The organism is Bacillus sp. NTK034 (assembly GCF_017303275.1).
In the GTDB taxonomy this organism is placed as follows: domain Bacteria; phylum Bacillota; class Bacilli; order Bacillales; family Cytobacillaceae; genus Cytobacillus.
This window is the reverse complement of record NZ_JAFKOJ010000014.1, coordinates 60,362-66,644: the sequence shown is the minus strand read 5'-3', so window position 1 is coordinate 66,644 and position 6,283 is coordinate 60,362. Positions and strand designations below refer to the sequence as shown.

Genomic DNA, 6,283 nt, shown 5'->3' with positions numbered 1-6,283 from the left:
AGCAAAATAAATAGCGAGCACTGCATTGGTAACTCCTACAGCGGACACTTCCACCAAGCCTAATTTTGAGACAAAGTATGTGTCAACAAACCCAAGGATGGTTTGAAAGAAATTTTCGATTACAGCGGGAATGGCCAGGGTAGTAATAATTTTTAATCTATCTTTATTTGACTGAATATTTTTCAGTTTTGCATCTACAATTTGTTCTTTCAATAATCTTCCCTCCTATTCTGAGAAGGCCGTAAATAATATAGAGTTACCTTTAAATAAATAGGGCACACTCAATAAGTGTGCCCTATTTATAACTTAGGCTATTTATATTATTTACTTACCCGGAACATTTATTACAAATGGAACCGTATAAAGCTTGCCAATATATTTAAACTGTCCCCAAATTTTATATTTGCCTGAAATAGGGAATGTAGTCATATATTCAACATCCGGCCCTTTAGCTGCCTCATCTTTTGGGTGGACGTGGAGAAACTCGTCCATTTTTTCACTTACAATAACTACATGTCCTGCTGATCCAAGATAAGGTTCCAAATCCGTAATTTTGTTGCCTTTGCTGTCCGTAACAGTAAATGTCATCAGTACATGCTGTTTTACGGCCAAATTATCAAATTTCAACTCAAACATTAAATCATCTACTTGCTTTTTTAACTCTTTATCAAAATTAACTGCATCATCCTGCTCCTCGCCTTCTACTATTAGATCATACTTGGCAAGTTGCTGAGCAGAACCTTCTGGAAGAAAATCAGCAAATATTTTATATTTCCCTGCTTTTGGAAAGGTGGTCTTCACATTAAACTTACCTTCCCCATCATAATTGGGATGTAGATGCTGAAAAATACTTAGATCGTGACTTATTATAAGTATGTGCATCTGTTTTTCATGTACAGCTGAGAAGGAAATAATATTCTTTCCGTTCTTTTTGACTGATAAAAAAATTTCGGATTCTTGTTTAGGTTTAATAGTAGCAGGACTGACATTCCATTCAGTTTGTATTTCTTCTACGATATTAGATGGTACCCCATGGATATGAGATTCATGTCCATGTGTACCATGATTCGTTTCCTGATTCATCATTTCACCTCAAAATAGTTATATTATCTAATCTTCAATACAGTTTTACCACTACATTTTTTTAATAAACTCCACAAAAAATGCATATTTAGCAATAAAATTTTTGGATAGCATTAAAATAATTTAGGCTACACAAAAAAACATCATCTAAAACTATGCAGATAAATTACAAATGCATAAGAAAAAATAGAAACGGGGAGGAAGAGTTTAAGAAGATCTTAATAGAGATTCATAGCTGATGGGGCTAAGAGACTTCATTATGTTCTAAAGCAAATTGAAGAGCATGAAGAAGCAGTGATATAAGGACAGTTCGAGGTGAATAATAGCTGTTTAAAAAGCAAAAAAGATCGAAGCACCCTTCGATCTTTAAAATTAATTTATTTAATTTTGCCTGCTTCTACAATGGCATCCCAGTTATTAGCGCCATCAGTTGTATAATATATGTCTCCATTAAATGAAACAAACGTCATTTCCTGATCATTATTCGGGTTTTGAGCTAAATACATAACTGCATCTTCATTCATTTTAGGCAATGCTATTTCCTCTTCTGTTTCATCAGACAGAGAAACCTTTGTCAGCTTAGATGTACCATCGTAAGTCCCGTAGATTAAGCTGTCATTTGTAAAAAAGACAGATGTGCCTTGTCCGCTTTTCGAGATTCGTTCAAAGGTTTTACCTTTATCCTTTGACAGGTATATACCTTGCTGACCGGATGCAGCCAAATAATCAGCTTTTTGGGGATGTACAGCGATACTGAGCAATGTATCATCAAGGCCATTTGCGGATACTTCCTTCCATGTCTTTGCGTTATCTTCGCTGAGATAAAACTTTCCTGTTTCCATGATGGAATTTTTCTGTGGGTTCATTAGGAAAATCACCTGATTTTCATACCCTACTCCCATTAGATGGAAGTCTGTTTCACCTTCAACAGCTAGCTCCTGAAGTGTTTTTCCATCATCCGTACTCTTTTGTATTCCTAATGGATTTGGAAGGTTTGAATCCTGTCCAGGGTGCCCACTCGTATAAAAGCCGTCTTTTGTTGCATTAAAGCCCATATAGTCATTGTTTTCTTCCTTAGTTTTATACCATTTCCCTCCATCGTAAACCTTTAATCCATCATGAGCTGCATAAAAGGGCTTGCCTTGATTTCCAGAATAGCCCACCCCGTGGATGTGATCAATTTTCCCATCAAAGACTTCAAAAAAACTATTGGATATTGCCGCTTCCCCGCTTCCCTGTTCATCAGTTTGGGCTTCTGATTGTTTGATATCCTTGTTATTTTTTTCTTCAGCCTGGCCACATGCGGCAAGGCTAAAGGTTAATCCTAGTACTGCTAATAATAATGACTTTTTCATAGATCTCACTCCTGCTTCCAATTATAGGATCATTTCAGGAAGAGAACAAACTAAATATGACACTTGGCTAGGACAATCAGAGTCATTTCTCCTAAATATTCTATAGAAACCACGTGCCTCTCAAGTTTTTCATTTTCTATACTCTTCTTCAAACGATCACATTAAGTTTACAACAAAAATATGCACTTAATGTGCAGAAAAGACACAAGGTAATCCGTAAGTTAATTATTGCTTAAGTGAGAATCCTGCTAGATGAAATTTAAAATTGAAAAAAACTTTATTATACAAAATAATCGATTAACCTGTCTAATTTAATGATAAGGTTACAAGAATTTATTAGAAAAAGAACAAAGCTGGGACTTTACCAATCGATTGAGTCTATAATTTTTAACTGTTTTCTCAGTATATACATACCGTCAAGCCATGTTTTATTTTATACCCATTAGTTCTCTTCAAAAGTTGCCTCCTTATCTTGTTTTGCTCCTTTGTTATCTATGACTTTAATTAAGCAATTACTTCCACATAGATTGAATGCATACTGATTTCAATTTCCTAGTATAGAAAATACCTAAGAATTTTTTTGGAAGATAATAATAATGCAAAATTTCTTCATATTTTTTTTGTAAAGTAACTTTAAGGATATTACCAAATGAGGAGCAACTGTAATGACTAAGATCATGATTATTGATGAAGATCAAGGAGTAGTTAACTATTTAGGAAATCTTCTCTCACCATACTATCAATGTGTGCATTCTCACTCTATCAAGCACGTATTGACATGCCTAACTTTGGAAAATGTATCGCTAGTGATTTTAGAGATTTCATTATCTGATATAGATGGTTGGACAGTCTGCAAAGAGATTCGAAAAAATTCTAATGTTCCAATCATAATATTGACAGCCAACAAAGAAAAACAAGATATACTTAATGGATTTAAGCTAGGAGCGGATGATTATATTATCAAACCTTTTAATGAGGAAGAACTGTTAGCAAGAGTGGAGGCTTTAATAAGAAGAACTACAACTCCCAAGAAGACTGGCCTTTCCTCCCATGGGTTAATGTACGACGAAAGCGGATTTGATCTTACTTATAACGGTAATTCAATCCCGTTAACCCCGAAGGAATTTGCCCTTTTAGGAACAATGCTAAAAAAACCCAACTATGTGTTTTCCCGTGAAGCACTGCTAAAAAGTATCTGGGAGAATAATGACCAGACAGATAACAGGACGATTGACTCGCATATAAGAAATATCCGAGAGAAGTTAAGGCAGTCTGATTATCCCGTTGATCATCATTTAGTTACAGTTTGGGGGACAGGATATAAATGGAATACCAGCGGAAATTTATAGAATAGAAAGGATGAAGATTCCTTGTATATTAAAAAGTTATCAAAAAATGGCCAAATCTCAGTTCCATTAGCACTAAAGAAAAAATTGTGTGTAAATGATGGAGAATATGTATATATATATATGGAGGCAGGGCGCTTATTGATTAGTAAACATCACGAAGATGTTCATTTAAATAAAGTAATTTATAGGAACGGGAAGTTCTCTATTCCAACTGAACTGAGAAGAATGTTAAAAATATATTCAAATTCCCTTTTATCTTTAGAAGCTCATTCAAAAAAAGGTTCTATTTCAATTACAAATTTAGATTATATTGAAGATCAAGGTCAGCTAAGGAATTATTAGTAATAATTATAATTAAATCTTTCACTAAATATATAAGTTCAATATCAGGGAGCTGTTCAGCTCCCTTTTCTCTTGATGACAAGGAAATAAGTTATTAGTAATGTGGCTATGCTTAACCAAAAAGAAAAATATCCTATTTGCGGTGTGTAATTACTTAAGGGACCATACCACGGCATCATGAAAAACACATAGTCGATGACATCGTTATGTAATATCCAAATAGCTGCAATTACCAAATGCCATAATCTTATACGATAATACGAAGCATAAAGTAATCCCTGAATTGCCATTAAAGCATGAGACGCAATTAGCATATAACCTGTCCAATGGAGAGAACCAGTTGCATAGTAGGTAAAAATATTCATAAACACGGCCCAAATTCCGTATTTAAATAGGGTTACTACAGCTAAAGCTTCCATTAATGGCCAGTTCTTCTTAATCAGAAAAGCTCCTAAAACGAAGATGAAAAATAAACTTGCTGTAGGGCTATCAGGAACGAATATCAGGAATTCTGCAGGTGTTTGCGACAACTGATTTCCATACCAAATATAGCCATAGACAGTTCCCAAAAAATTTGTTAGAAATAAAAGCAATAAAAACCACCGCTTTTCCAGCAGTTTATAAAAACTCTTCATTTTCTTTCCCCCTACAATTTTTAATGATTTGAATTTGGTATTATCCACAATCCCCAGAAGTTATATTTATCCTGGGGTAAAGAGAAGATAGTCATCTAATTTATGAATTTTTTGTTGAATCTTTTTTGAGGGGCTTTCTTTTAATTACTATTAAAGCAGCGATTGCAGAAAGCAGTGCTATTACTGACAAATAAACTTCGGTACCCCCTTTTTTAACATTTTGATCTTTTGATTCCTTAAATGTTTCCTTTGTTTCATTAGTTGTTTGAAAAAATTCTTCACCCTGGAGATCAGAAAGGAATTTTTCGCTTGGCTTCAAAATTTCCACACTTCCATCTCCCGTTATCAAATTTGGTGCATCTCCTTGGATATTTTGAGTAAAATAAATGCTTTTTTTTGCAGTATAAATACTATCTTTAACTTTAAATGAGATACCTTTAGGTATAGTTGACGTTTTATAGTGGCTAAATCCAAAATCGAGTAACTTCCTTGTGTCTTCATATGCAATGTCTTGAGATGCAGCATTTAATGTAACAACAATCAAGCTCAAATCTTTTCTTTTAGCAGCTGTCACCAATGTATGTCCGGATTGATCAACAAATCCAGTTTTCCCGCCTATAACACCTTCATATGGTGATTCCCTCATAAGTTTATGGTGGGTGTAAAGGGTCGTATCCCAAGATGCTCCTTGCCACTTTAGCTCTTTTGTACTGAAAATTTCCTTGAATTCCTTATTTTCCATCGCGTAACGGGTTAACAAAGCTAAATCTTCAGCGGTTGTAACGTGTTCAGCGTCAAATAGGCCATGTGGGTTCTTAAAGACTGTGTTCTTTAAACCTAATTTTGCTAAATATTCATTTAGGCTTTTAGAAAATGCCTCAATAGAGCCATCCAAATGTTCTGCTATTGCGATCCCTGCGTCATTGCCAGAATTAATAAGCAAACCTTGTACTAGCTTTCTAAGTGTGACAGTTTCACCTTCTTCTAAATAAACCCTCGTACCTTCTGTTTCCCTAGGATTTTTGCCAATAGTTACATTATCATTTAAATTTCCCTTTTCAATAGCATAAATGGCCGTAGCTATCTTTGTCAGGCTTGCCGGGTACATCCTATCACCAGCTTTCTTTTCAAATAAAACTTCCGCCGTTTTAATATCTATTAAAATAGCGGAAACGCTGGACACTTTAGGGCTATCTGCACCATAGGTTTTTTGGGGAAACAAATTAATTAAGGTTGTAATTAATATAAAGAATAGTATCTTTTTCATTTTGTTCTCCTTTAAAGTTGATAATTAATAAATTACTTTAATGATTTGTTTCCAATAAATAAAGTTTTTGTTGGATGTTAATCTATTTGGGTAATGGTATAAGAATTTTCTCCCAGAATTGTGCAGAACAGTTAATCCTTTTTCTATATCAAAACTGATTATAGAAAATAACTTTGAAGAAAATATGGAGGAAGAAATTTATTTACTTTTATAATAAAAAACCCTCTATTCACATATGAACAGAGGGTTAAC

Annotated in this window: 7 protein-coding genes; 2 read left to right on the top strand and 5 right to left on the bottom strand. The window is 34.2% G+C overall.

What is annotated here, in order from left to right; translation table 11 throughout:
* The 3 genes from JI665_RS26150 to JI665_RS26140 form a co-directional block, all read right to left on the bottom strand.
* A partial coding sequence (locus JI665_RS26150; RefSeq protein ID WP_244671329.1) for an MATE family efflux transporter occupies positions 1-213 on the bottom strand: 213 nt, incomplete at its 3' end.
* A 111-nt stretch (positions 214-324) separates the two neighbouring features.
* Entirely contained in the window at positions 325-1,086 is a 762-nt protein-coding gene (locus JI665_RS26145; RefSeq protein ID WP_244671328.1) for a hypothetical protein, read from the bottom strand.
* A gap of 374 nt (positions 1,087-1,460) precedes the next feature.
* A complete protein-coding gene (locus tag JI665_RS26140; RefSeq protein ID WP_206845649.1) occupies positions 1,461-2,438 on the bottom strand; it encodes a F510_1955 family glycosylhydrolase in 978 nt (325 codons plus the stop codon).
* Between the two features lie 665 nt (positions 2,439-3,103).
* Between JI665_RS26140 and JI665_RS26135 the strand changes: the two genes are divergently transcribed.
* Entirely contained in the window at positions 3,104-3,787 is a 684-nt protein-coding gene (locus JI665_RS26135; RefSeq protein WP_083390536.1) for a response regulator transcription factor, read from the top strand.
* Between the two features lie 21 nt (positions 3,788-3,808).
* On the top strand, positions 3,809-4,129 hold the full coding sequence (locus JI665_RS26130; RefSeq protein ID WP_035333201.1) for an AbrB/MazE/SpoVT family DNA-binding domain-containing protein: 321 nt from the start codon (positions 3,809-3,811) through the stop codon (positions 4,127-4,129).
* Between the two features lie 56 nt (positions 4,130-4,185).
* Here JI665_RS26130 and JI665_RS26125 read toward each other — a convergent pair whose 3' ends face one another.
* Both JI665_RS26125 and JI665_RS26120 read right to left on the bottom strand, forming a co-directional pair.
* A complete protein-coding gene (locus JI665_RS26125; protein WP_071158578.1) occupies positions 4,186-4,764 on the bottom strand; it encodes a DUF1405 domain-containing protein in 579 nt (192 codons plus the stop codon).
* Positions 4,765-4,864: 100 nt separating this feature from the next.
* Complete coding sequence (locus tag JI665_RS26120) at positions 4,865-6,031, bottom strand: D-alanyl-D-alanine carboxypeptidase family protein (RefSeq protein ID WP_206845648.1); 1,167 nt, start codon at positions 6,029-6,031, stop codon at positions 4,865-4,867.
* Positions 6,032-6,283 lie beyond the last annotated feature (252 nt).